The sequence below is a fragment of the Streptomyces sp. NPDC093064 genome, assembly GCF_044754605.1.
Taxonomy (GTDB): Bacteria; Actinomycetota; Actinomycetes; order Streptomycetales; family Streptomycetaceae; genus Streptomyces.
In genome coordinates this window covers 255,471-279,924 of record NZ_JBIVPK010000008.1, presented here as the reverse complement: position 1 = coordinate 279,924, position 24,454 = coordinate 255,471, and the positions used below count along the sequence as shown (strand labels likewise).

Annotated in this window: 19 protein-coding genes; 5 read left to right on the top strand and 14 right to left on the bottom strand. The window is 70.4% G+C overall.

The genetic code is table 11. The features are described from left to right. From ACIQFZ_RS13350 to ACIQFZ_RS13335, 4 genes are all read right to left on the bottom strand, one after another. Nucleotides 1-200, bottom strand: a 200-nt coding sequence (locus tag ACIQFZ_RS13350) for a flavodoxin-dependent (E)-4-hydroxy-3-methylbut-2-enyl-diphosphate synthase (RefSeq protein WP_037868215.1), incomplete at its 3' end; no start/stop codon positions are given. 170 nt (nt 201-370) lie between these two features. Beyond that, the gene (locus ACIQFZ_RS13345) at nt 371-1,663 is read right to left on the bottom strand and encodes a site-2 protease family protein (protein ID WP_365775792.1); all 1,293 of its coding nucleotides are present in this window, start codon (nt 1,661-1,663) and stop codon (nt 371-373) included. 8 nt (nt 1,664-1,671) lie between these two features. Beyond that, complete coding sequence (gene dxr, locus ACIQFZ_RS13340) at nt 1,672-2,934, bottom strand: 1-deoxy-D-xylulose-5-phosphate reductoisomerase (RefSeq protein ID WP_402691246.1); 1,263 nt, start codon at nt 2,932-2,934, stop codon at nt 1,672-1,674. Nucleotides 2,935-3,138: 204 nt separating this feature from the next. Then, nucleotides 3,139-5,079 carry an acyl-CoA dehydrogenase family protein gene (locus ACIQFZ_RS13335; protein WP_402691245.1) on the bottom strand — a complete coding sequence of 647 codons (1,941 nt, stop codon included), beginning with the start codon at nt 5,077-5,079 and terminating at the stop codon, nt 3,139-3,141. Between the two features lie 350 nt (nt 5,080-5,429). Here ACIQFZ_RS13335 and ACIQFZ_RS13330 point away from each other — a divergent pair, with 350 nt between their 5' ends. Beyond that, the gene (locus tag ACIQFZ_RS13330; protein ID WP_402691244.1) at nt 5,430-6,443 is read left to right on the top strand and encodes a LacI family DNA-binding transcriptional regulator; all 1,014 of its coding nucleotides are present in this window, start codon (nt 5,430-5,432) and stop codon (nt 6,441-6,443) included. Between the two features lie 305 nt (nt 6,444-6,748). Continuing rightward, nucleotides 6,749-8,800, top strand: a complete 2,052-nt coding sequence (locus ACIQFZ_RS13325) for a TIM-barrel domain-containing protein (protein ID WP_383057954.1) — start codon at nt 6,749-6,751, stop codon at nt 8,798-8,800. A 72-nt stretch (nt 8,801-8,872) separates the two neighbouring features. On the opposite strand, the gene ACIQFZ_RS13320 is transcribed toward ACIQFZ_RS13325, so the two are convergent. The 6 genes from ACIQFZ_RS13320 to ACIQFZ_RS13295 are packed head-to-tail and all read right to left on the bottom strand — an operon-like array spanning nt 8,873 to nt 17,543. Next, a complete protein-coding gene (locus tag ACIQFZ_RS13320) occupies nt 8,873-9,586 on the bottom strand; it encodes a hypothetical protein (RefSeq protein WP_402691243.1) in 714 nt (237 codons plus the stop codon). 39 nt (nt 9,587-9,625) lie between these two features. Beyond that, entirely contained in the window at nt 9,626-11,863 is a 2,238-nt protein-coding gene (locus tag ACIQFZ_RS13315) for a glycosyl hydrolase family 95 catalytic domain-containing protein (protein WP_402691242.1), read from the bottom strand. Beyond that, nucleotides 11,860-13,818, bottom strand: coding sequence for a beta-galactosidase (locus ACIQFZ_RS13310; RefSeq protein ID WP_402691241.1), 1,959 nt, complete (start codon nt 13,816-13,818; stop codon nt 11,860-11,862). The genes ACIQFZ_RS13315 and ACIQFZ_RS13310 overlap by 4 nt, the downstream gene beginning before the upstream one ends. A gap of 44 nt (nt 13,819-13,862) precedes the next feature. Then, the gene (locus tag ACIQFZ_RS13305; RefSeq protein WP_402691240.1) at nt 13,863-14,798 is read right to left on the bottom strand and encodes a carbohydrate ABC transporter permease; all 936 of its coding nucleotides are present in this window, start codon (nt 14,796-14,798) and stop codon (nt 13,863-13,865) included. After that, complete coding sequence (locus ACIQFZ_RS13300; protein WP_402691239.1) at nt 14,795-15,820, bottom strand: ABC transporter permease; 1,026 nt, start codon at nt 15,818-15,820, stop codon at nt 14,795-14,797. The genes ACIQFZ_RS13305 and ACIQFZ_RS13300 overlap by 4 nt, the downstream gene beginning before the upstream one ends. Before the next feature lie 28 nt (nt 15,821-15,848). Then, complete coding sequence (locus ACIQFZ_RS13295; protein ID WP_402691238.1) at nt 15,849-17,543, bottom strand: extracellular solute-binding protein; 1,695 nt, start codon at nt 17,541-17,543, stop codon at nt 15,849-15,851. Between the two features lie 324 nt (nt 17,544-17,867). On the opposite strand from ACIQFZ_RS13295, the gene ACIQFZ_RS13290 reads away from it, so the two are divergent. Next, nucleotides 17,868-20,723 (top strand): glycoside hydrolase family 3 C-terminal domain-containing protein, encoded by a 2,856-nt coding sequence (locus tag ACIQFZ_RS13290; protein WP_402691237.1) that lies wholly within the window; start codon nt 17,868-17,870, stop codon nt 20,721-20,723. Nucleotides 20,724-20,796: 73 nt separating this feature from the next. Here the strand turns inward: ACIQFZ_RS13290 and ACIQFZ_RS13285 are convergent, their stop codons facing one another. The 3 genes from ACIQFZ_RS13285 to ACIQFZ_RS13275 form a co-directional block, all read right to left on the bottom strand. Next, nucleotides 20,797-21,747, bottom strand: a complete 951-nt coding sequence (locus ACIQFZ_RS13285; RefSeq protein WP_383057964.1) for a BN159_2729 family protein — start codon at nt 21,745-21,747, stop codon at nt 20,797-20,799. Next, a complete protein-coding gene (locus tag ACIQFZ_RS13280) occupies nt 21,744-22,319 on the bottom strand; it encodes a sigma-70 family RNA polymerase sigma factor (RefSeq protein WP_365429107.1) in 576 nt (191 codons plus the stop codon). Before ACIQFZ_RS13280 ends, ACIQFZ_RS13285 begins: the two co-directional genes overlap by 4 nt. Nucleotides 22,320-22,421: 102 nt before the next feature. Next, nucleotides 22,422-22,706, bottom strand: a complete 285-nt coding sequence (locus ACIQFZ_RS13275; RefSeq protein WP_365429104.1) for a helix-turn-helix transcriptional regulator — start codon at nt 22,704-22,706, stop codon at nt 22,422-22,424. A 196-nt stretch (nt 22,707-22,902) separates the two neighbouring features. On the opposite strand from ACIQFZ_RS13275, the gene ACIQFZ_RS13270 reads away from it, so the two are divergent. Next, nucleotides 22,903-23,403 carry a helix-turn-helix transcriptional regulator gene (locus ACIQFZ_RS13270; protein ID WP_365429101.1) on the top strand — a complete coding sequence of 167 codons (501 nt, stop codon included), beginning with the start codon at nt 22,903-22,905 and terminating at the stop codon, nt 23,401-23,403. Between the two features lie 96 nt (nt 23,404-23,499). Further along, a complete protein-coding gene (locus ACIQFZ_RS13265) occupies nt 23,500-23,739 on the top strand; it encodes a hypothetical protein (RefSeq protein WP_365429098.1) in 240 nt (79 codons plus the stop codon). A gap of 128 nt (nt 23,740-23,867) precedes the next feature. Here the strand turns inward: ACIQFZ_RS13265 and ACIQFZ_RS13260 are convergent, their stop codons facing one another. After that, nucleotides 23,868-24,203, bottom strand: coding sequence for a hypothetical protein (locus ACIQFZ_RS13260; protein WP_365429095.1), 336 nt, complete (start codon nt 24,201-24,203; stop codon nt 23,868-23,870). Nucleotides 24,204-24,454: the final 251 nt, after the last annotated feature.

Below are 24,454 nucleotides of genomic sequence, written 5' to 3'. Positions count from 1 at the left end.
ATCTGGCAACCCGAAGCCGTCAGCTCCGCGATCTGCTGCAACGTGGCGCCGACGTCCGACGTACGCGTCGTCGTCATCGACTGCACCGACACCGGCGCGTCCCCGCCCACCGCCACGGAGCCGACCTGGATCTGCCGGCTCTTGCGGCGCTCGGCGAGCTTGGTCGGAACGGACGGCATGCCGAGAGAAATCGCAGTCATCTGCTGTGCAACCCCAAGTCGTGGATCAAGGTCCGGCCTCGTTCAGCGGCGGGCTCCAGGCATCGAGATTACGGCACGTCCATGTGCCCCAGCACATCCCACCCATCAAAACCCACTCAATTGAAGGCGGCCGGACGGGAGACCCGTCCGGCCGCCTTCGATGGGGTCCGCTAGGAGATTTTGACCGGGTTAACTACGTCAGCGATCAGGACGAGGATCGTAAAGCAGACGAAGACGCCCGCCACCACGTAGGCCACCGGCATCAGCTTCGCCACGTCGAACGGACCCGGGTCCGGCCGGCGCAGCACCCTCGCCAGATTCCGCCGCAGCGACTCCCACAGCGCCCCCGCGATGTGCCCGCCGTCCAGCGGGAGCAGCGGGAGCATGTTGAACAGGAACAGGGAGAGGTTGAAGCCGGCGACCAGCATCAGGGCCATGGCCAGCTGCTGGGTGGGCGGGATGTCCAGGGTGAAGATCTCGCCGCCGACGCGGGCCGCGCCGACCACGCCCATCGGGGAGTCGGGCTGGCGGGGGGCGCCGTCGAAGGCCGCGTTCCACAGGGCCGGCACCTTGCCGGGCAGGCTCGCGATGGAGTGGACGGCCTCGCCGAGCCGGTCGCCCATCCAGGTCACGGACTGGCCGAAGTCCTGGCGGACGATGCCGGTGGCGGCGCTGAAGCCGAGGAATCCGGCGCTCACGTACTGCCCCTGCACGATCTGGCCGTGGGAGTCCTTCTTGGCGACCTGGTTGGTGGCGATCTTCGCGTGCAGGGTGACGTCCTGGCCCTTGCGGTCGACGACGATCGACACCTCCTTGCCGGGGTTGGCGCGGATCAGGTCGGACAGCTGGTTCCAGTTGCCGGTCTTCATCCCATTGAAGGAGACGATCTTGTCGCCCGCCTTCAGACCCGCGGCCGCGGCCGGCGCCGGGGCGTCGGTCTTCGTGCAGTTGTCGCGGTTCTCGCTCTGTGCGATGACGCACTGGGAGACCGAGCTGACGGTGGTCGTCTGCTGCGAGATGCCGAAGCCCATGAGGACGGTCAGGAACAGCGCGACCGCGAGGATCAGGTTCATGAAGGGGCCCGCGAACATCACGATGACCCGCTTCCACGGGGCACGCGTGTAGAACAGGCGCTTCTCGTCACCGGGGCCGAGTTCCTCGAAGGCCGCCGAACGGGCGTCCTCGATCATGCTGCGCCAGGGCGAGGTGGAGCGGGCGGTGATCCGGCCGTCGTCGCCCGGCGGGAACATGCCGATCATGCGGATGTAGCCGCCGAACGGGATGGCCTTGATGCCGTACTCCGTCTCGCCCTTCCTGCGCGACCAGAGCGTCGGGCCGAATCCCACCATGTACTGCGGCACGCGGATGCCGAAGAGCTTGGCGGTGGACAGATGCCCCAGCTCGTGCCACGCGATCGAGACCAGCAGGCCCACCACGAAGACGACTATGCCGAGGATCATCATCAAGGACGTCATGCACGCGCCTCCGCTGTCGCCGTCCGCGCTGTCAGTTCCCGGGCCCTGGCGCGGGCCCAGGTCTCCGCTTCGAGGACGTCCGGCACCGTCAGGGTAGTTCCCGTACGGGGTGTGCCGTGTTCCTCGACCACTTGTGTCACGGTCTCCATGATCCCGTTGAAGGGCAGTGTGCCGCGCAGAAACGCGTCGACGCACTCCTCGTTGGCCGCGTTGAACACGGCCGGGGCGGTGCCGGCGAGCCGGCCCACGTGCCGGGCGAGCCCCACGGAGGGGAAGGCCTCGTTGTCGAGCGGGAAGAACTCCCAGGTCGACGCCTTGCTCCAATCGAAGGCGGGCGCGGCGTCGGGAACGCGTTCGGGCCAGCCCAGGCCGATGGCGAGGGGCCCGCGCATGTCGGGGGGCGTCGCCTGGGCGAGGGTGGATCCATCGGTGAACTCAACCATCGAGTGGACATACGACTGCGGATGCACGACGACCTCAATGCGATCGAAGGAAATGTCGTACAGCAGGTGTGCCTCGATGACCTCCAGCCCCTTGTTGACCAGGGTGGCGGAGTTGACCGTGATCACCGGACCCATCGCCCAGGTGGGGTGGGCGAGGGCGTCCTCGACGGTGACGTCGGCGAGCTGGGCCTTGGTCCGGCCGCGGAAGGGCCCGCCGGAGGCGGTGACGACCAGCTTGCGCACATCGGTCCGCGTCCCCGCCGCGAGTGCCTGGAAGAGGGCGGCGTGCTCGGAGTCCACGGGAATGATCTGACCGGGCTTGGCGAGCGCCTTGACCAGCGGGCCGCCGACGATGAGCGACTCCTTGTTGGCGAGCGCGAGGGTGCGGCCCGCCTCCAGGGCGGCGAGGGTCGGGGCGAGGCCGATGGAGCCGGTGATGCCGTTGAGGACGGTGTGGCAGTCGGAGGCGGCGAGCTGGGGGGCCGCGTCCGGTCCGGCGAGGATCTCGGGGAGCGGCTCGGACGTCCCGTACTGCGCGGCGAGCGCCTCGCGCAGGGCCGGTACGACGTCCTCGCGGGCCACGGCGACGGTCCGCACCCGCAGCCGGTACGCCTGCTCGGCGAGGAGACCGACCCGTCCGCCGTTGGCGGAGAGCCCGGTGACCCGGAAGCGGTCCGGGTTGCGCAGTACGAGGTCGATGGCCTGGGTGCCGATGGACCCGGTGGACCCGAGGACCACCACGTCCTTGGGCCCGTCCCCGGCGACGGGGTCGAAGACGAGGTGCGGGTCGGCGAGAGGGGCTGGACTGTCGCTCATTCCCCCATTGTGGCGGCAGCGGCTCCCCGAACGGACAGCGCGTCCCTCCCGATGGGGGAGCGAGTCGCCGGTCGCCGCGCCGGGACGCGGCACGGCGCGCCCCCGCCGGCGGACGCGGTCGGCCGCCCGGTGGCCGATGCCTCCGGGCGGCCGGTGGAGATCGCCGACGGGTGGGTACCGCGTCTCGTGGCCGTCGGCCTGCCGTCACCTGATCGGGCGGTGCACGTTCTCCCGTTCGCTCGGGCCGGGGTCCGCCGCCGCGATCCAGGGGCCGTCGTCCGACGGGTCGATGACCCCTTCCTCCAGCCAGGTGTAGGCGCCGCCGAGGACGCCCTTGACGACCTTGCGGTCGAGGTCGTCGGTGTTGGTCCACAGGCGGTCGAAGAGTTCGGCGACGCGGATGCGGGACTGGCGGCAGAAGGCGTCGGCGAGCTGGTAGGCCTCGCGGCCGTGGTCGCCCTGGGAGCGCAGGAGCTCGGCGCGGACGCAGGCCGCGCTCATCGCGAACAGTTCGGCGCCGATGTCGACGACCCTGCCGAGGAAGCCCTGCTTGGTCTCCATCCGGCCCTGCCAGCGGGACATGGCGTAGAAGGTGGAGCGGGCGAGCTTGCGGGCGTGGCGTTCGACGTAGCGCAGATGGCCGGAGAGGTCGAGGTGCCCGGGCGGGTGGAACTCGGCGTACGAGCGCGGGAGCTGGCCCGGGCCCGCGACCAGCTTGGGCAGCCACTTGGCGTAGAAGACGCCCGCGTTCGCGCCCGCCCTCGCCTTGTCCGAGAGGGTCTTGTCGGGGTCGATGAGGTCGCCGGCGACCGAGAGGTGGGCGTCGACCGCCTCGCGCGCGATCAGCAGGTGCATGATCTCGGTGGAGCCCTCGAAGATGCGGTTGATGCGCAGGTCGCGCAGCATCTGCTCGGCGGGCACCGCGCGTTCCCCGCGGGCGGCGAGGGACGCGGCTGTCTCGAAGCCGCGGCCGCCGCGGATCTGGACCAGTTCGTCGGCCATCCGCCAGGCCATCTCGGAGCCGTAGAGCTTGGCGAGGGCGGCCTCGATGCGGATGTCGTTGCGGTTCTCGTCGGCCATCTGGGACGACAGGTCGAGCACCGCCTCCAGCGCGAAGGTGGTGGCCGCGATGAAGGAGATCTTGGAGCCGACCGCCTCGTGCAGCGCGACCGGCTTGCCCCACTGCTCGCGGGCCGCGGACCACTCGCGGGCGATCTTCAGGCACCACTTGCCCGCGCCCGCGCACATCGCCGGCAGGGAGAGTCGGCCGGTGTTCAGGGTGGTCAGGGCGATCTTCAGGCCCTGCCCCTCGGCGCCGATGCGGTGGGTGGCCGGGACCCGGACCCGGTGGAAGCGGGTGACGCCGTTCTCGATGCCGCGCAGGCCCATGAAGGCGTTGCGGTTCTCCACCGTGATGCCCTCGGAGGCGGCCTCGACGACGAAGGCGGTGATGCCGCCGCGGTGGCCCTCCGACTTCGGCACGCGTGCCATGACGACGAGGAGGTCGGCCACGACCCCGTTGGTCGTCCACAGCTTGACCCCGTCGAGGATGTAGTCGTCGCCGTCCGGGACCGCCGTGGTCGCCAGGCGTGCCGGGTCGGAGCCGACGTCCGGCTCGGTGAGCAGGAAGGCGGAGATGTCGGTGCGGGCGCAGCGCGGCAGGAAGGTGTCCTTCTGCTCCTGGGTGCCGAAGAGTTTCAGCGGCTGCGGTACGCCGATCGACTGGTGCGCGGAGAGCAGCGCGCCGATCGCGGGGCTGGCGGAGCCGGCCAGGGCGAGGGCCTTGTTGTAGTAGACCTGGGTCAGGCCGAGGCCGCCGTACTTGGTGTCGATCTTCATACCGAGGGCGCCGAGCTCCTTGAGCCCGGTGATGACCTCGTCCGGGATCCGCGCGTCGCGCTCGATGCGGGCCGAGTCGATCTTCGTCTCGCAGAAGTCGCGGAGCTTGGACAGGAACTCCTCGCCGCGCTGGGCGTCGTCGGCGGCGGGCAGCGGATGCGGATGTATGAGGTCGAGCCGGAAGCGGCCGAGGAACAGCTCCTTGGCGAAGCTTGGCCTGCGCCAGTCCTGCTCCCGGGCGGCCTCCGCCACCTGCCGGGCCTCGCGCTCGGTGACCGTGGGCTTGTTGGACGTTGGTGCGGACATGAGGCTCACCTCGCCGCGAAGAGGGATGTGGGGGCGGTACGTTACCGACCGGTGCTACTGGATCGTATGTACCCGATACCGGGCGGATCCACCACCCCACGCGCACGGACGCTCGCAGTCCACCGTCTGTTTCGGTGTGATGCCACCCCCAGCATCCTGTGCGCGGGGCGTGACGACCACTCGTGTACTCCGTTCGGATGGCCCCGCCCCGGACCAGGGGAGGAAAACAATCGAAGCGCTTCGACAGGCTATGGACACCCACTCTCGCCGGGGTTACTGTCGAACCACCCTCACGCCCCGATGTCAGCACCGCGCACTGTCGAAGCGCTTCACACAATTTGGAGAGCTGGATGGTCACCCTCGCCGAGGTCGCCCAGCACGCCGGAGTCTCGGCGAGCACGGTGAGCTACGTCCTCAGCGGCAAGCGGTCCATCTCCGCGAGCACCCGACAGCGGGTCGAGGAGAGCATCCGGGAGCTCGGCTACCACCCGAACGCGGGCGCCCGCGCCCTGGCGAGCAGCAGGTCCAACATCATCGCCCTGATGGTCCCGCTGCGTACCGACATGTACGTGCCGGTGATGATGGAGATCGCCATCGCCGTGGCGACCACCGCCCGCACGCACGGCTACGACGTGCTGCTGCTCACCGGTGAGGAGGGCCCCGACGCGGTGCGCCGGGTCACCGGCAGCGGACTCGCCGACGCCATGATCCTGATGGACGTCGAGCTGGACGACGAACGACTGCCGCTGCTGCGCGGGACCGACCAGCCGTCGGTCCTGATCGGGCTGCCCGCCGACACCACCGGGCTGACCTGCGTGGACCTGGACTGGGGTGCGACGGGCGCGCTGTGCGTGGAGCACCTGGCACTGCTCGGGCACCGTGACATCGCCGTCATCGGCGAGGCGCCCGCGGTCTACGAACGGCACACCGGCTTCGCCGAGCGCACCCTCGACGGTCTGCGTTCCCGGGCCCGCGAGCTGGGCCTGGGCCTGCTGCACCGCCCGTGCGAGGGCGGGTACGACGCGATGGCGGTGACCCTGGCCCGGATCCTCGACGAGCGCCCCGGCACCACCGGCTTCGTCGTGCAGAACGAGTCCGCCGTCGAACCCCTGCTCGCCCTGCTGCGCCAGCAGGGCCGCGCGGTCCCCGAGGACGTGTCGGTGGTCGCGATCTGCCCGGACCAGGTCGCTGTCCAGGCCTCGGTGCGCCTGACCTCGGTGGGCGTCCCCGCCCAGGAGATGGGCCGGCACGCCGTCGCGCGCCTGGTGGCCAAGCTCGACGGACGCGGCACGGACGAAGTGGTGCTCATCGCGCCCGAGTTGACGGTCCGGGCGAGTTCCGGGCCGGTTCCCTCCGGCTCCTGACACCGGTCCGCTCCGGCCCCGGCCCGCCCAGGACGCCTCCGCCCCCACCCCCCACTCCTTCAAGGAGCACTCTTGAACCCTCTCCCAGCTGAAGCAGGGAGATTCCTGGCTCACGTCGCCTGCGGATCCAGCGGACCAGCAGGTCTTACACGATCAACACCAGCCGGGGTGGAACCAGCCCGGTTTGGCACTGCAAGCGAAGGAGTTGCTGTGCTGGCTTGGTTCTCGCTCAGCACGCTGGAGAGCGTACCAGCCCGTCCCATTCCTCCCCGCTCTGAAGGGCGGGGCATCCTCGGAGGAACCCGGTGAACCAGCATGCCGAGACCCAGCCCCCGCACGGCCCGGTCAGCCTCGCCCAGTCCTCCCCCACGGTCGGCATGTTCCGCGACCGGGACGGCGTGCTTGAGTGGAGCGGCCGCCAGGAGACCGTACGCATCGAGCCGTGGGGGCCGGACGCGGTCCGGGTGCGCGCCCGGCTCGGGGGCCCGGTCCTGGACGGCCTGCCCGGTGCGCTCCTCGCCCACGCGCCGGCCACCGAGAGCACCGTCAAGATCGAGGACGGCCGCGGACGCCTGACCGTCGGCGCGCTCACGGTCGACGTCGACGCCGCGGGCCTGGTCCGCTTCCTGCGCACGGACGACCTCACGGAGCTACTGGCGGAGGAGCGCGCCCACTTCTGGTGGCCGGGCCCCCGCCTCTACACCGCCGTCGGCAACGGCCACCACCGCCTGGAGCAGCGCTTTTCCGCCTACGACGACGAGAGGCTGTACGGCCTCGGCCAGCACCAGCACGGCCGGCTGGACCAGAAGGGCCTGGTCGTCGACCTGGTCCAGCGCAACGCCGAGGTCACCATCCCCGTGCTCACCTCCAGCCGCGGCTACACCCTGCTGTGGAACAACCCGGCCATCGGCCGCGTGGAGCTGGCCGGGAACGGCACCCGCTGGGTGGCGGACTCCGCCCGCCAGATCGACTACTGGATCACCGCGGGCTCCCCGGCCGACACCCAGCGCCGCTACAGCGCGGTGACCGGACGTACGCCCATGCTGCCCGAGTGGGCGGCCGGCTTCTGGCAGTGCAAACTGCGCTACCGCACCCAGGACGAACTCCTCGAAGTGGCCCGGGAGTACAAGCGGCGGAACCTGCCCATCGACGCGATCGTCTGCGACTTCTTCCACTGGACCCACCTGGGCGAGTGGAAGTTCGACCCCGAGGAGTGGCCGGACCCGGCGGCTATGGTGCGCGAGCTGACGAACCTCGGCATCAAGCTGGTGGTGTCCGTCTGGCCGTCGGTGTCCCCGCTGAGCGAGAACCACCCGGTGATGGAGCAGCGCGGCTACTTCATCGGCACCCAGTACGGCCCGATGGCGCACGCCGACTGGCCGGACAAGCAGGTCGCCTCCACCGTCCAGGTCGCCTTCTACGACGCAACCAACCCCGAGGCGCGCGCGTTCGTGTGGTCCAGGATCAAGGAGAACTACCTGGACCCGTACGGCATCACGGCGTTCTGGCTGGACGCCTGCGAGCCGGAGCTGAAGCCGGGCTTCGCCGAGAACCTGCGCTACTGGGCGGGCCCCGGCCTGGAGGTCGGCAACCTCTACCCGGCGGAGAACTCCCGCGCCTTCGAGGAGGGCCTGCGCGCCGCCGGCGTGGACGAGGTGATCACTCTCAACCGCTCGGCGTGGGCGGGCAGTCAGCGCCACGGCGCCGCCCTGTGGTCCGGTGACATCGGCACCGACTTCGCGACCCTGCGCCGCCAGATCGCGGCCGGCCTGAACACCGCGCTGTCCGGGATCCCCTGGTGGAACACCGACATCGGCGGCTTCCACGGCGGCGACCCGGACGATCCCGCCTACCAGGAACTGCTCGTACGCTGGTTCCAGTTCGGCGCGCTGTCCCCGCTGATGCGGCTGCACGGCTTCCGGGACCCGGGCATGCCGCTGGGCCCGGAGATGACCGGCGGCCCCAACGAGGTCTGGTCGTACGGCGAGCAGGCGTACCCCGTCCTGGAGAAGTACCTGCGGCTGCGCGAGCGCCTGAAGCCGTACGTGCTGGAGGTCATGCGGGAGGCCCACGAGGAGGGGCTGCCCGTGATGCGGCCGCTGTTCCTGGAGTTCCCCGCGGACCAGACGGCGTGGACGGCGGACGACTCCTACCTCCTCGGCCGGGACCTGCTGGTCGCCCCGGTGCTGACGGCCGGGGCCACGGCCCGCACCGCGTACCTCCCGGCGGGCGCGCGGTGGACCGACGCGTGGACCGGCCGGGAGTACGCGGGCGGTACGGCCGTGACGGTCGACGCCCCGCTGGACCGGATCCCGCTGTTCCTGCGGGACGGGGCCGAGCTGCCGGTCGCCGGGTAGCGCGGCCCGGACGCGGACGTGCGGCCGGTCCCTCCCCTGTGCGGGACCGGCCGCACACTCATGGGCCCCGGGTCAGCTGCTGCTGACCGTGAGGCTGTTGGTGGTGAAGTCCAGTCCGCCGGACGACGACGTGATCTCGTAGCCGAACTGCACGTCCCCGATGGTCACGTTGCCGAACCAGCCCTTGGTGTCCTTGATCCACTTCAGGAGGGGCAGGATGTTCACCGTGCCGGAGTTGGAGTTGGAGCTGCGGATGAACGAGAAGACGTCGTTCGAGCCGTTGTTGCCTTTGTAGACGCTCCAGGTCGAGCCGCCGAGGGTGACGCTGCCCTGGGAGCTGCCGAGCGGGCCGACGGCCCCGGTCTTGTTGACCCAGAGCATGACCTCGTACTTGTAGCCGGTGTCCCAGATGTCGTACGAGGTGTTGTACGCGCCGGAGGACGGGACGGTGACGTTGTAGCCGCTGGTGAGCGAGGCGAGCGAGGTGATCGGCTTGTTGACCACCTTCTTGGCGTTCGGGTAGGACTTGATGCCGCCCGTGTTGGGGTGGTTCGCCCACACGCCCCAGTTGGTGCCGGAGTTGGCCCAGATGCACTGGCTGCCGGTGCCGGAGCCCCAGATGTTGTTGTACAGCGTGTAGCCGTTGAGCGTGGTGTTGCCCCACTGGTCGCAGGAGTTCCAGACGGCGGCCTGGGCGGGGGCGGAGGCGAGGCCGACGGTGGCGCCGAGGGCGAGGGCGGGCGCGAGCAGCGCCGTGGAGAGTCTGCTCCGGGTGCGTGTTGCCATGGTGGTGTCCCTTCCATGGGTGGGGGGAGTTGCGGGGGGTCACCACGTCCTCAGGTCGAGGGCGCGGGCCTCTCCGGCGACCAGGTCGAGCGGTCGTGCGCCGGAGGGAGTCCTCAGGTCGATGCGGAGGGTACGGGTGGGGCGCAGCAGCGCCGTGGCCGCGTCAGCGCTCCAGGCCAGGTCGACTTCGGCCCCGAACCGGGTGCGGATCCCGCGCAGTTCGCCCTCCGGGTACGCCGACGGGAGCGCGGGCAGCAGGACCAGCCGGTCCGGGGTGGACCGCACCAGCGTCTCGATCAGTACGGCGGGCAGGGCGTGGGCGGCGTCGGCGTTGTAGACGTTCCGGTCCGGGTAGTGGGCGCTCATCAAGGAGGCGTGGAAGTAGTCGCCCTCAAGTACGTACCGGAGGGCGCGGCCGACGCGTTCGCCGTCGCCTAGGCGGGCCGCGATCAGGGCGTGATGGAGGTGGCCGTGGGCCGAGTCGTTCTCCGCGCCGCGCAGCGCGAGGGCGCGGTGGGCGGCGGCGGCCAGGCCCGGGGTGTCGTGGGGGTCGATCTCGTCCAGCGGCCAGACGGCGTAGAGGTGGCTGAGGTGGCGGTGGTCGTAGGCGTCCGCCAGGCCGGGCCACGCCCATTCGGCGAGGGCGCCGTCGGCGTTGATCCGGTGCGGTGGGAGGCGGTCGGCGAGGGCCTGCCAGCGGTCGGCGTCGGGGGTGCCGGGGTGGTAGGCGGCGGCCGTCCGCAGGGCGTGCCGGGCGGCGGAGAGGTCCATGGCCGCGTTGAGCGTGCCCCAGCTCGCGTTGGCGGGGCGGTTCTCGGGCGAGTAGGAGGGGACGACCACGAGGTGGCCGTGCTCGTCGGTGCGGGTGAGGAAGTCCTCGTAGAACCGGGCGACTTCGGCGAGCGCGGCGGCGGTGCGGGGCTCCTGGGCGCCGCGTGTCTCGTCGAGGTCGACGAGCGGCTTGAGCAGCCAGTCGGCGCCGGCGGTCCACAGGTGCAGCGGGTACTCACGGCTGAAGTGGTACGCGTGGCCGGACTCGCCGTCGGTGTGCGCGGGCGCCACGGCCCCCCGGGCGCCGAAGGTCGCGCGAGCGTTGTCCCGCCAGTCGGGGAGTTGTGCCTCGACGAGCCGGGCCAGGGCCTCGCCGACCTCGGGGAGGCCGGCCGCGGCGGCGGAGGCGGTCTGGAGGTTGAGGTTGGCGTCCGTGGTGAACGCGCCGGACCAGGCCGTGTCCCAGTCGCCGGTCCACAGTCCGGTGAGCCGGGGCGGGAGCAGGCCGCTGGCGGAGAGCAGATGGTAGCGGCCGGCCGCGAACAGCCGCTCCACCAGGGCCGCGCTGCCCGGCCGCTTGAGCAACTCCGAGCCTGATAGGGCGCGTTCGACGGGCTCGCCGCGCAGGTCGAGGGTGACGCGGTGGTAGGCGGTGCGGTGCGCGGGCAGATGGCGGTCGAGGAGGTCGTCGTACGTCCGCCCGGTCAGCAGGTCGAGCAGGGCCTCCGCTTCCTCGGTCACGGACGGTTCACCGGTGTGCCGGCGCACCCGGGTGAGCAACAGCAGCGAGTCCGCGCCGGTGACGCGCACTCCGGGCGGGGCGAGCGCCGTGGTGCCACCGGTGACGGCGACCAGCAGCACGCCGGTGTAGGCGCGGTCGCTGCCGGGGTAGCGGGCGTGCAGGCTCAGTACGGCGCCCTCGGCGGTGAGCAGCGCCCCTTGGCCGACGCCGAGGCCGGGCGGCACGCCGGGCAGCCGGTGGTCCAGACGGACGTCGAGCGTGGGGCCGGGCGCGGTGACGTGCTGGACGATCACGTCGTCGGCGCGTGAGACGAAGACGCGGCTGATCCGTTCCCCGCACACCGCCGTCGCCTCGCCGCTGGTGAAGTCGACCGAGCGGCGGTAGGGGGTCCCCCTTGTTCGAGCGGAGTCGTGAACTCGGGGGACCTGCCGGGCGCGGGGCGGGCGGCTCAGCCGGATCCGCAAGGCCGGGTGGAAGGGCTGCACCCACTGCACCGCCCGTCCGTCCGTGAAGGACTCGGCGGCCGTGCGGTCGCCGGCCAGCAACCGGTCCTGGAGAGCGGGCAGTTCATCGGCGAGTTGCGGGGGCCTGGCGTGCTCGCCGCCGTTGGGGCGGACGAGGGTGTGATGGGTGACGATCACACGGTCGTCGTCCGGATCGCCGAACACCAGGGCGCCGTGGTGGCCGTTGCCGCTGAGGAAGGCGTCCTCCCAGCGGGCGGCCGGGAGGGGTTCCCAGGTTCCGTGCCGAAGTCCCCCGGTCACGGTTTCAGCACCGCCGCTCCGTACCGACCGAGCATCGTGCGGCCGGTCACGGGCGCCCCGGTGAGCAGGTCGCGGTGGGTGCCCGGCACGTCGACGGTCACCGGCTCGCGCCCGTGGTTGAGCAGGAACAGCAGTTCGCCGCGCCGGACGGCCTCGACCCCGGCGGGCAGCCCGTCCAGCACCGGGCGGGCGCCCGCACCGGCGGCGATGCGGGTGAGCAGGGTGCGCAGTGCCTCGGGCTCCGGGAGGGTGGAGACGTACCAGGCGCGGCCCCGGCGGAGCACGGCGGGCAGCCCGTCGAGCTCGCCGCCCTGGTACGGGACCGTCTCGTCGGCGGTGCCGGCGGCCTCGATCTCCTCCGACCACAGCGTCCCGCGCAGTCCGCCCGCGCACGCGACGCTCTCCCCCGCGTCCAGCGGCCACCACTCGTGCAGCGTGCGGATGCCGAACAGTTCACGCAGCCGCGGATCCATGCCGCCGGGGCGAATACGGTCGTCCTCGTCGGCGACCCCGGTGAGGAAACCGCACACGAGGGTGCCGCCGCCGGCGACGTACGCCAGGAGGTTGTCGATCGCCGCGTCGGTGAGCAGGTAGAGCTGGGGGACGACGACGAGCCGGTAGGCGGTGAGGTCGTGCTCGGGATGGGCGAAGTCGGTGGCGAGGCGGGCTTCCCACAGGGCGCGGTGCCAGGCGCGCAGTACCTCGGGGTACTCGATGTGCTCGGACGGGCGGCCGTCCTGGTCGCAGGCCCACCAGGAGTGCCAGTCGTGGAGGACCGCGATGTCGCGGGTGCCGTGGGTGCCGGACACCTCGGCGCCGATCCGCCGCAGTTCGGCGCCGATCCGCTTGACCTCCTGGAACGTACGGCCCTGCTCGCCGGCGTGGCCGACCATCCCGGAGTGGAACTTCTCCGCGCCCTGCCGGGACTGGCGCCACTGGAAGTAGCAGACGGCGTCGGCGCCGTGTGCCACCGCCTGAAGGGACCACAGGCGGTTGAGCCCGGGCGGCTTGGGATGGTTGACGGCACGCCAGTTGACCGGACCGGCCGCCTGTTCCATGAGCATCCAGGGGCCGCGGGCCTGGGAGCGGGTGAGGTCCTGGACGAACGCGCCGTACTGGGCGCCCAGGGGATCGCGCGGGTCGGGGTAGAGGTCGACGGAGACGACGTCCTCCTCGGCGGCCCAGCGCCAGCCGTCCTGACCGGACCACAGCGGCATGAAGTTGGTGGTGACCGGAAGGTGCGGGGTGTGCCGGCGGACGATGTCGCGTTCGGCGCGGTAGCACTCCAGGAGCATGTCGGAGGTGAAGCGGCGGAAGTCCAGGACCTGGGCGGGGTTCTTCAGGTAGTGGGCGCGGCGCGCGGGCAGGATGCCGTCCCAGCTGTCGTAGCCCTGGCTCCAGAACGCCGTTCCCCAGGCGGCGTTGAGGGCGTCGAGGGTGCCGTACCGGGTGCGCAGCCAGCGGCGGAAGGCGGAGGCGGCCTCGTCGCCGTGGTCGTGGGTGCAGTACTCGTTGTTGATGTGCCACATCGTGAGGGCGGGGTGGTCGGCATAGCGGGCGGCCAGGTCCTCGGTGATGGCGGCGGCGTAGCGGCGGTAGGTGGCGCTGGAGTGCGAGAAGTGCTGTCGGCCGCCCCACCACTCGGTGCGGCCGTCCTCGTCGCGGGGCAGGGTGTCGGGGTGCAGGCGGCCCATCCAGGGCGGGGGCGAGGAGGTGGGGGTGGCGAGGACGACTCCGACGCCGTTGGCCTCCATGAGGTCCATCACGGTGTCGAGCCAGCCGAACTCGCGGGCGCCGGGGTGCGGTTCGAGCTTCGACCAGGAGAACACGCCGAGGGTGACGGAGTTGACCCCGGCGTCCTTCATCAGCCGGACGTCCTCGTGCCAGGTCTCCTCGGGCCACTGCTCGGGGTTGTAGTCGCCGCCGAAGAGGATGCGGCCGTTGGTCGTCTGCATGACAGTGTCCTCACCTTGGAAGAAGGTCGCCGCGCGGGAGCCGCCTATCCCTTGACGGCCCCCGTGAGCATCCCCTTCCTGAAGTGCTTCTGGACGAACGGCGACAGCACGGCCACCGGCAGCAGCGCCATCACCATGACCGCCATCTGCACGGCGAGCCCGGACAGTTGACCGGTCTTGATGGACTGGGCGAGGCCCACCGGGGCCTGCTGCTTCTGGACGAGCTGGATCATGACGTTCTGGAGCGGCAGCATGCTCTGGTCGTTGAGGTAGAGGGACGCGTTGAACCACGCGCTCCAGTAGCCGACCGCGTAGAACAGCGTGATCACGGCGAGCACCGCACGGGACAGCGGCATCACGATCTGCCACAGGATGCGCAGGTCGCCGGCGCCGTCGATGCGGGCGCTGTCGAGGAGTTCCGGCGAGATGTTCATGAAGAAGCCGCGCAGCACGAGGATGTTGAACACGCTCACCGCGCTGGGCAGGATCAGCGCGAGGTAGGTGTCGGTCAGGCCGAGGGTCTGCACCAGCAGGTAGGTGGGGATGAGGCCGGCGCTGAAGAACATCGTCGCCAGCAGCGTCATCAGGATCCAGCGGTGGCCGAGCGAGCCGGTGCGGGACAGGCCGTAGGCGCACAGTACGGACACGGTCATCGAGAACAACGTGCCGATCAGGGTGACCAGGGTGCTGACGACCGCGGCGCGGGTGACCTGGCCGCCGCCGAGCAGTTCCCGGTAGGCGACGAAGGTGACGCCCTTGGGCACCATGACCAGACCGCCGGCCTCGTCGATGGTCTTGCGCGAGGAGAGGCTGGTGACGACGACGATCCACAGCGGGAAGAGGATCGCCAGGCAGGCCAGGGTCAGGACCAGTCCCTTGCCCGCGAGGCCGGCCCCGGTGGGCTTCTCCTCCCACACCGGCCGGGCCGGGGCGGCCCACCGGCGGCGTTCGCGTACGGGCTTGCCGATCACGGTGGTCACTTCCGGTACACCCCCTGCTCGCCCATGAGATGGGCCACCTTGTTCGCGGCGAGGACCAGTCCGAGGCTGACCACGCCCTTGATCAGGCCGGCGGCGGCCGCGTAGCCGAAGTCCTGGTTGCGTACGCCGTTCCACCACACGAAGGTGTCCAGGACCTCCGCGGCTCCGGGGCCCACGGCGTCGCGTTGCAGCAGGATCTGTTCGAAGCCGACGGTGAGGGCGTCGCCGACGCGCAGCACGAGGAGCAGCGCGATCACCGGGCGCAGCGCGGGCAGCGTGACGTGCCAGACGCGGCGCCACCGTCCGGCGCCGTCCATCGCCGCGGCCTCGTACAGGTCCGGGCTCACCGAGGCGAGCGCGGCGAGGAAGACGATGATCCCCCAGCCGGCGTCCTTCCACACGCTCTGCGCGGTGATGAGGAACTTGAAGGTGCTGGGGTCGGTCATGATGTCAAGGCCGTCGTAGCCGTGCTGCCGCAACAGTTGGGAGAGCAGCCCGGCGCCGCCGAGCAGTTGCTGGAAGACGGCGACGACCAGCACCCAGGAGAAGAAGTGCGGCAGGTACAGCACGGCCTGCGCGACCGCCCGCACCCGGGGTCTGACCACGCTGTTGATGAGCAGCGCGAGCAGGATCGGGAGGGGGAAGTACAGCACGAGCTGGAGGAAGAACAGCACCAGAGTGTTCTTCATCGCGTTCCAGAAGGCCGAGTCCGCGAAGATCGCCTGGAAGTTCTCCAGGCCCACCCAGGGGCTGTGCACGATGGAGACGACGCCGTTGTCGCTGATGTAGGGGTCGTAGTCCTGGAAGGCGACGACGTTGCCGAGGATCGGTATGTAGTTGAACAGCAGGACGAGGACGACGGCCGGGAGCGTCATCAGGAGCAGCACGCGGTCGCGTCTGAACCTGATGCGCGGGCTCAGCCTCCCCGGGCGCGGATCGCCCCTGGTTCCGGTGGCGCCGCCGGACGCCCTCGCCGTCGTGCCGGCCTCGGTCCTGCTCCGAGGCACCGTGCTGTGGGACACGGCCGGTCTCCTTGCCTCAGCGCCCGGGTCAGCCTGCCGCCGAACCGTTCTCGTCGAGGATCTTCCTGTACCAGTCGCGCAGGTCGTCGCCGCCCTTTCTCTTCCAGTCGGAGACGGCCTGCTGCATGTCGGCGATCTTCTTGTGGCCGCGGACGATGTCGTCCTCCAGCTGTTCGAAGTCGTTGGACAGGTTGGTCCAGCGGGAGGGTTCGGTGATCTGCATGCCGTAGAAGGCGGACTTCCTGGTGAAGGCGCCCATCCGCTGCTGCCACTCGACCTGGGCCCTGGTGATGTCGGGGAGGTCGGGGTGAGCGAGGGTCGGGGCGGGGCTCGCGACCATGACGTAGGCGTTCATGACCTCGTTGTTGCCCTTGTCGTTCTTGACGGGCACCCCGTCCTTGAGGGTGTAGTGCGTGCCCTCGACGCCGTAGTTGGTGAGCATGTACTCCTTGGTGCCGTACGGGGCGGCGGTGACGTTGGCGACGGCCAGCACGTCGCGGACGACCGACTCGGAAGCCTTCTTGCTGACGAAGGCGAAGATGTTGGCGGGCTGGGTGGCCCACAGGGTGGGGTGGCCGCCGTCGTGGCCGAAGACGTCCATGCCCGAGACCTTGAAGTCCGGGTTCTGGGTGGCCTGTTCGGCGGCGCGGCCGTACCACTGCGAGATGTCGTTGTTGTAGATCAGGAACTCGCCGGCGGCGAACTTGGGGCCCGGGTCGGTGGAGGCGCTCTTGCCCAGCTCGAAGTCGGGGTGGACGTATCCGGCGGCGAAGAGCTTGCGGGTCCACTCCAGCGCCTCCAGGTACTCCTGGGTCTCGACGCGGTTGACCAGCTTGCCGTCGACGAGGTCCCAGCCGAGGGGCTTCTCGCCGCCGGAGAGCACACCGAAGGCGTTGAACGCCGTCCACTTCATGTCGCCGCAGGCCCACCGCTTGGCCCGGGCGTTGGTGATCTCCTTGGCCAGCGCCAGGAACTCGTCCGCCGAGCGGGGAAGTTCGTACCCCTCCTTGTCGAAGAGGTCCTGGCGGTAGAGGGGCACGATGTTCGTGACGTAGGAGGCGGGCATCGGCAGGCCGCGGAGCCTGCCGCCGAAGATGGAGCGCTGCCAGGCGTCCGTCGGAATCGCCGCGAGGTTCGGGTACTCCTTGACCCCGTCCCCGGACAGGTAGGGGCCGAGGTCGGCGAACTTGCTGGTGATGGCACTGGGGATCTTGCCGCCCATGTTCCAGCCGGGGACCACCACTACGTCCGGGATGCTGCTGGAGGCGAGGACCGCTCCGAGCTTCTGGTCGTAGGTGTTGCCGTCCTGGTTCTGCCAGACGACGTCGACGCCGATGAGGTCGTTCATCGCCCGGTAGTACGCGTTGTCCTGCTTGGGCGGGGAGCCCCAGAAGGGCGACATGACGCTGACCTTGCCGCCCTTGCCGAGCTTCTTCGGCACGGAGGTCTCGAGGCCGGCGAGGTCGAGCGGGCGGGTGAAGCCGACGGCGGAGCCGTTCTTGGCGGGGATGTCGGGCGAGACGACGTTGTTCGCGACGTAGGACGGCAGCAGCTTCCTGGCGCCCTTGCCCGACGTGGTGCCGCCGCGCGAGCCGCCGTCGCCACCGTCGCAGGCGGCGAGCAGCGGCATCCCTCCCGTCACCGCTGCGGCGGCGACCGCCGTGGAGGCGAGGAAGCTTCTCCGGCTGGGGCCGGTGGAGGCGGGGGCGGCGTTCGGCGTCATTGCGTCAACCCTTCGTGGCGCACCAGGACACCCGGCGGTGGGGCCGTCGGCTGCGGTGTCTTGATGTATCGATACGGGGAGGTCGAACTGAGTCGAAGCGCTTCGATGTTGCTGCGAGGTTAAGTGAACACCTGAGGGCGCACAAGGGTCGGTTCCAAGATTGCTCCGAGGCGCGGCCCAACGGACTGGTCTCATACGCCCCTTGAGGTGCGGGCCAGGAACCGGACTTGCTGCCCCGGACCGTCTTGACACCCGCCCCCGAGTCGACTGAGCATCGAAGCGCTTCGAAAGAGGCTTGCCGTTCCAGCGCTAGGGGACCCCCACGTGACCGTACGAACGCCTCACACGCCTCCGTTCCGCGATCCGCGGCTGCCGTTCGCGAAGCGCGTCGACGATCTGCTGGCGCGGCTGACCCTCGACGAGAAGGTCTCCTTCCTGCACCAGTTCGCGCCCGCCGTTCCGCGACTGGGCCTCGCCGCGTTCCGCACCGGTCAGGAGGCGCTGCACGGGGTGGCGTGGATGGGCCCGGCGACGGTCTTCCCGCAGGCCGTCGGGCTCGGCGCCACCTGGAACGACGACCTGGTGCGACGGATCGGCGAGGCGGTGTCCCGCGAGGTCCGGGCGATGCGCGCCCGCGACGACCGCGTCGGCCTCAATGTCTGGGCCCCGGTGGTGAATCCGCTGCGCCACCCGCTGTGGGGCCGCAACGAGGAGGGCTACTCGGAGGATCCGAGGCTGACGTCGGCGATCGCCGTCGCCTACACCCGCGGCCTGCGGGGCGGCCATCCGACGTACTGGCGCACGGCGCCGGTCCTCAAGCACTGGCTGGCGCACAACAACGAGACCCGCCGGGACACCACGTCCTCCTCGGTGCGCCCGCGCGTCCTGCACGAGTACGACCTGCGGGCCTTCCGGGAGGCGGTGGCGGCGGGCGCGGTGGCCGGTGTGATGCCCGCCTACAACCTGGTCAACGGCCGCCCCAACCACGTCTCGCCGTACCTGCGCGAGCATCTGCGCACCTGGACCGAAGAGGACCTGCTGGTCTGCTCGGACGCAGGCGCGCCCTCCAATCTGGTCGACTCCGAGCACTACTTCGCCACGCACGAGGAGGCCACCGCCGCAGCGCTGCTGGCCGGCGTGGACAGCCTCACCGACCACGGCACGGATCCGGCGAAGACCGTGGCGCGGGTGCGGGGCGCCCTGGAGCAGGGCCTGCTGACCGAGGCCGACGTCGACACGGCCGTGCGCCGGCAGCTCTCGGTGCGCTTCCGGCTCGGCGAGTTCGACCCGCGGGAGGATCCGCACGCCGGCACCGGGGAGTTCGACACGCCCGAGCACCGGGCGCTCGCGCTGGAGGCCGCCGAGCAGGCGGTCGTGCTGCTGAGCAACGACGGGCTGCTGCCCCTGGCCGCCGGCGCCCGCGTCGCCGTGGTCGGCCCGCTCGCCGACGAGTGCAAGCTCGACTGGTACAGCGGAACGCTGCTGCGCCGGTCCACACCGCTGGAGGGTCTGTACGAGCGGTTCGGCGCCGAGCGCGTCGAGTTCGCGGAGGGGGTGGACCGGGTGCGGCTGCGCACGGCCGACGGCCGCTTCCTGCACGTGCCGCCCGGGAAGGCCGAAGGTACGGCGCGCGGCTCGGAGGGGGCGCTGGACCCCGCCCTGCTGGCCGGCCGCACCGACCTGCCGCCGCTCACCACCGACGCCACCGGCACCGTGCTGTCCCTGATGGACTGGGGGGAGGGCGTCCTGACCCTGCGCGCACCGGACGGCCGCTACCTGTCGGTGGCCGACGACGGCTGTGTGCGCGCCTCGGCCGACCAGCCGGGCGGCTGGGTGGTGCAGGAGACGTTCCGGCTCGAACCGCACCGCGGCGGGCACCTCCTGCGGCACATCGGGACCGGTCGCCACGTCCGTGTCACCGCCGACGGCGTGAGGATCGCCGAGGAGAACGGGCCGGACGGCGCGGAGGTCGCGGAGGTCTTCGAGCTGCTCGTGTCCGAGCGCGGGGAGGAGGCGGTGGCGCGCGCGGCCGACCGGGCCGACGTGGTGCTGGTGGTGGCGGGCAACGACCCGCACATCAACGGCCGGGAGACGCAGGACCGTAGGACCCTGCGGCTGCCGGAGCACCAGGAGCGGCTGCTGCGCGCGGCCCGCACCGCGAACCGGAACACGGCGCTGGTGCTGGTCTCGTCGTACCCGTACGCGGTCGACCCAGCTCCCCTGCGGGCGGTGCTGTGGACCGCCCACGGCGGCCAGGCGGCGGGCACCGCCCTGGCCCGGGTGCTGGCCGGTGACTCCTCCCCCGCCGGCCGGCTCCCGCAGACCTGGTACGCGGACGACTCCGACCTGCCGGACCTGCTCGACTACGACGTGATCGGCAGCCGCCAGACGTACCTGTACTTCGAGGGAACCCCGCTGTTCCCCTTCGGGCACGGGCTGTCGTACGCGTCGTTCGGATACGGCGACCTGGCGGTCCGGGTCGGGCAGGACACGGTGCGCGTATCCTTCACGGTCACCAACCACGGGGGCGTCACCGCGGACGAGGTCGCCCAGCTCTACACCCGCGCCGCGAACCCGTCGGTCCCGCGCTCGCGCCGGGAGCTGGCCGCCCACCGCCGCGTCACGCTCGCGCCCGGTGAAAAGGCCGACCTGACCTTCGAAGTCCCCCTCATCGCACTGGAGTTCTGGGACGTGTCACTGGGCCGCCGGCGTCTGGAGCCAGGCCCGTACGACTTCCTCGTCGGCGCCTCCAGCGAGGACATCCGCCTCCGCACCACCCTCACCCTCGACGGCGAGCCCGGCACTCCGCGCCCGGTCCTGCAACGCGGCCTGAACGCCGCCGACTTCGACGAGCAGTCGGGCATCGAGATCGTCGACCGGACAAGGACGACGGGCGACGCGGTGACACCCGCTCCCGGCAGGCCGGGCGAACTGCTCTACCGTGACTGCGACTTCAGCACTGGTGTGACGCGGGTGAGCGTGGAGGTGGCAGGCGAGGGCACGGTCGAACTGTCCCTGGACGGCGGCCCGGTACTCGCGGTGGTCGTCCTGGACAGCCCCACGTCGGGCCCGTACGACTACACCACCCTCACCGTTCCGGCCACCGCCGCCGGCGTACACGATCTGCGCCTCGGGCTGCGCGGCCCCCTGCGCCTCGCGCGGATCGGCTTCACGAGTTGAGAACGACCCGTCCCGGCCCGTCTCGGGCCATGTGAGTCCCCTGGATGCGGCTCACCGTGATCGGGGTCGGTGTTCACCGGGTGTCTTCGGCGTCCGGGGACGAGGCCGCGGCGGTCTGCGTCTCAACGGCGGAGAGGGGGCCGTTGGCCGTGACGATCGTGGCGAGCGGGTACGGAGGGCTGCTGGTACCGCAGAGGGTCAGCAGCGGCATGCCGTCTTCCCGTCGTTGGCCGAGGTAGCTCCACATCTGGCCGTGCCGGTCGACCTGGCCGCGGGCGAGGTCGTAAACGCGCCCTCCCAAGAAGAACGGTTCGCCGGCGGCCTCAGCGGCTGTGTCGAGGAGGTGCGGCACTTGGTACGCGGTGAGGTGGACGTCGACGGCGTCGATCTGTCCGGCGGCGGTCTGGGCCCATCCGGCGCGGTGGGTGGGAGCGTCGAGTGCTGCGCCGATGGCGGTCAGCCAGTACTCCCAGTGGTCGAGTGAGAGGGCGTGGATGTGGATGACGACGCGCTCGTGGTCCGAGGTGATGTGCGTGGTCTCGAGCCGGCCTGCGTTCTCGGCCCGCAGCTTGGCCGCCACAGCGGCCGTACGGGCCTGCGCCGGAGTCCAGTCGGCCGCGCCCTGCTCCTCGGTGCTCGTGGTCCGAGCGGCGGCGGGCCTGATCATGGGGGTCTGCTCGGCGACGGGCACGACAGCCGGCTGCGGCACACTTGCCGCGGTGTCGGGCGCCGGGGGACTGTCAAGGCCGGTGCCGGGCAGGGCGATCACGCGGAGGAGTGCCGGGGCGGGCGGCTTCGGGTCGGCGGCTTCGGTGACGTCGGCGGCCGGCTGGTCCTCTTCGGGCAGGCCGCGCTGCGCTTCGTCCTGTTCCTGGAGCCGTTTGAGAGCTTCGGCCCCGCCCGTTTCCACCAGGCGCCCCTGCGCCTGGAGGCCGGCGATGAACCTCCGGGCCAACTGCGCCAACTGCTCGGTCAGTTCGCGCTCGATCTCGACGTCGCTACGGCTCTCGGGAGTGGTCGTCATGCTCCCGCCTCCACATAGGCCCTGCGGAGGGAGTCGAGCGCGCGCCACTGCAGGGTCTTGACGGCGGCGTCGGTGGTGCCCATGGTGCGGGCCGTCTCGCTGACGGACAGCTCGCGGAGGAACCGGAGCCGGATGACGGCCTGTTGACGTGGCGTGATCCCGGACAGGGCGTGGTGCAGGTCGGCAGCGGCAAGGGTGGACAGGACCGTGTCCTCCGCGGTGCTCGCCGGGGTCACCCAGGCGTCCCACACGTGGGTGATCTGGTCCACGAAGGTCAGGCGCCGTGTCGCGGCGACCTTGAAGTGGTCGGCGACCACGTTGCGGGCGATCGTGCACAGCCAGGCACGGATCGACGTGCCGGTCCACCGGAAGGTGCCGATCTTGGCCCACGCCTTCATGAAGACATCGGCGGTGAGATCCTCGGCGAGCGTCGGGTTCGATCTGACGCGGAGGCCGATGAACGCGGCGACGACGTCGTGGTACATCCGGTACAGCTCGCCGAATGCCTCGGGATCGCCTTGCTGGGCGCGGGTGATGAGGGCCGGTTCCCTCGTTGTGAGGCCGCCGGACACGGCCTGGGCATAAGAAATCAAAGCCTGCTTCCGATCGTGAGTGGAGGAACGATGTGGGGCTGGGTGACGAGGAGAGGCCGCCCCCGCGGGCTCCGCGGGCCGTCAGCCGGACTCGCGCCGGCGTCCGGCTGGAGCGGGCGTCGGCCACCGGCGTGAAACGGCGGTGCGCCGCGTGGCCAGCGGGTCGTCGTACACGAGAGTGTCGAGCCCGACCCCGTAGGCGTCGCGCAGCGTCCAGAGCGTGGCCAGGCTCGGTTCTTTCGTCCCGGCCGCGAGTCGGTGGAGCGTCGACCTGCTGATACCGGTGCGCTGGGCCACGTCGGCAACACTTTCGTCACCAAGCTCCTTGGCCTTCACCAGGAGCTTGGCCATATGGAGGCGGAGCATGGTCAGAAGACCCCCTAAGGGACTTGCATCCGTGCGGCTAACCCACACGCACGGACGTATGGAAGTTGCCAGGCTGATGTGACGCAAGGCTATTTTTATTCGCACATAAGTACTCGATCGATGAGTTGGCCTGGAGGAATGCCGATCTAGGCCCTTGACCTGCAAAGGTGCACGCATGCAACTAGCGTGAAAGTACATGCATGCGCGCTACCCTCCGGACATGCGGATTACGGAAGATCTCCATCAGGGGAATCGGACCGGGCGACAGGCTCAAGCGCGGCGTGTCGGCGCCTACCTCTCCGCGGCCGCGACCGCGGCCGGGTACGACATCCGCCGGCGCAAGGGCGGCCGAGCACAACTGGCGGCCCTGACCGGACTGAGCCTGACCACCATCAGCCGGACGCTGGACGGCAGAACCCTGCCGCTCCCCTCACAGCTGACGAAGTGGGCCACGGTCCTCGACCTCGATCACCGAGCAATGCTGGTGGAGAGCGGCCTCATCCCTGAACAACGAGGGCCCCGAACCGCAAGCCACGAGGCAGCCTCAGCAGCGTTGTCCCCGAACGAGGCCATGAACGCGTGGGGGATCTCCGATCCCATCATTCGCAAGACACTCAACGCGAGTATCGTCCACGCGATCAGACTCCAAGAGGAGCTCGACGCGGCCGACGGCTGGGAGGCCGTCGCACTGGGGTGAACCGGATACCCTCCCTCCTGCCGCGCCAGTATCAGCGGGTCGAAAATGGTGCGCTGGCGAGAGGGGTAGCAGGTGCTCGTCGTACGAGGAACTTCCATGACCGCTGTCGTCCGTGGCAGCACTGGTGAGACGGTGATTTTGCTCCCCGGTGACGCACGCCAGGAAGTGTCCGAGGCAACACTGACCGACCTGATCAAGGTCGCCACCACCGTTCTCAGTGCGGCCGAACTTCAGACCATCAGCAAGCTTATCCCCAGGTTGACAACAAGCCAGATGGATTCCTGCGTTTCAGTCGACGGAATGGCCCTGACGGTCTATAGGCTGACCATCGACTGATTACCGGGCGCGAATAGGAAAATCCCTCCACCACCGAGTTCCGAGATCACCCCCGCCTCAGTAAAAGGCGAGCCGCCCGCCGTCGGAAGGTTCGACGGCGGGCGGCTCGGCCTTTCACGGGAGCGGGACTAGTAGCGACGCCCGTAGGGGTAGCAGTCCCATCGGTCCCATCGGTTCGACTGGTAGCGCCAGTCCCGGTCGCAGTCCCGGTCCCACCTTGAGTAGCGGTCGCAGGACCGGTACCGGTAGCTGTCATGACGCCAGTAGTCGCGGTGTCGCCGCAGGTCAGAGCCGTGGCGGTACTCGTAGGAGCCGTAACGGTCGCCTCGGTCGAACGAGTGGGCCGCCAACGTCGCGGAGGCTGGGGCATGGAGCGGGGCCGCGATCGCCTCTGCGGAGGCAGGCACCACGACGGCGCCGGCAGTCAGAAGCGCGACCGCCACCGATCTCGCAATGGTCTTCACTTGCTCTCCTTTCGAACGGCAGGAATTCGGTGTTTCCCTGCCGCTGCATCAGACGTTACATCGAATTACTGGGCCCACTGCTGAAGCCGGTGTGCGGTCAGGCACGAGGGGACAGCCGGCCGGGATTAGAAAGCAGCAGCTCAGCTGCCTTGCCGAGCATGCATGAAGCAACGCCGCCCCGCCTTTTCGAAACACCCGTCCAGACGAATTATGCGGCGTGGCGCGATTAGCCGTCCGACCAGTTCTCCGGA

Excerpts from the sequence above, each read along its gene's own strand:
- ACIQFZ_RS13345 (WP_365775792.1), bottom strand. The coding sequence starts at position 1,663 with ATGATGATCCTCGGCATAGTCGTCTTCGTGGTGGGCCTGCTGGTCTCG.
- dxr (WP_402691246.1), bottom strand. The coding sequence starts at position 2,934 with ATGAGCGACAGTCCAGCCCCTCTCGCCGACCCGCACCTCGTCTTCGAC.
- ACIQFZ_RS13335 (WP_402691245.1), bottom strand. The coding sequence starts at position 5,079 with ATGTCCGCACCAACGTCCAACAAGCCCACGGTCACCGAGCGCGAGGCC.
- ACIQFZ_RS13330 (WP_402691244.1), top strand. The coding sequence starts at position 5,430 with ATGGTCACCCTCGCCGAGGTCGCCCAGCACGCCGGAGTCTCGGCGAGC.
- ACIQFZ_RS13320 (WP_402691243.1), bottom strand. The coding sequence starts at position 9,586 with ATGGCAACACGCACCCGGAGCAGACTCTCCACGGCGCTGCTCGCGCCC.
- ACIQFZ_RS13310 (WP_402691241.1), bottom strand. The coding sequence starts at position 13,818 with ATGCAGACGACCAACGGCCGCATCCTCTTCGGCGGCGACTACAACCCC.
- ACIQFZ_RS13295 (WP_402691238.1), bottom strand. The coding sequence starts at position 17,543 with ATGACGCCGAACGCCGCCCCCGCCTCCACCGGCCCCAGCCGGAGAAGC.
- ACIQFZ_RS13285 (WP_383057964.1), bottom strand. The coding sequence starts at position 21,747 with ATGACGACCACTCCCGAGAGCCGTAGCGACGTCGAGATCGAGCGCGAA.
- ACIQFZ_RS13275 (WP_365429104.1), bottom strand. The coding sequence starts at position 22,706 with ATGCTCCGCCTCCATATGGCCAAGCTCCTGGTGAAGGCCAAGGAGCTT.
- ACIQFZ_RS13270 (WP_365429101.1), top strand. The coding sequence starts at position 22,903 with ATGCATGCGCGCTACCCTCCGGACATGCGGATTACGGAAGATCTCCAT.
- ACIQFZ_RS13265 (WP_365429098.1), top strand. The coding sequence starts at position 23,500 with ATGACCGCTGTCGTCCGTGGCAGCACTGGTGAGACGGTGATTTTGCTC.